The organism is Bacillus sp. JJ1773 (assembly GCF_036962035.1).
Lineage (GTDB): Bacteria > Bacillota > Bacilli > Bacillales > Cytobacillaceae > Cytobacillus.
In genome coordinates this window covers 35,105-35,331 of the sequence record NZ_JBALNX010000102.1, presented here as the reverse complement: position 1 = coordinate 35,331, position 227 = coordinate 35,105, and the positions used below count along the sequence as shown (strand labels likewise).

1 protein-coding gene is annotated in these 227 nt (G+C 39.2%); it reads left to right on the top strand.

What is annotated here, in order from left to right:
* The coding region (locus V7127_RS23395) for a hypothetical protein (protein WP_335490283.1) at nt 1-193 on the top strand (193 nt) is incomplete at its 5' end.
* Nucleotides 194-227 lie beyond the last annotated feature (34 nt).

Sequence of the window (227 nt, the reverse complement as noted above, 5' to 3'; positions counted from 1 at the left end):
CGAAAAAAGGCAATACCAAAGAGACCCTTATCCATCGTTAAAAAAATGGAAAGAACTACAATTCATTGATCTATGGAATGGGTTGACTGGATTAAGATCAGTATCAGTATTGGCGCTTCCTAATTATTTTCATACTCTGTGGTGCAGCACTAATTTTGTGCTGCATGGATGGCTAACGGGTGCTTTCCTTTAATAACGATATTCAACAATCGGGCGCGATTGTGGAA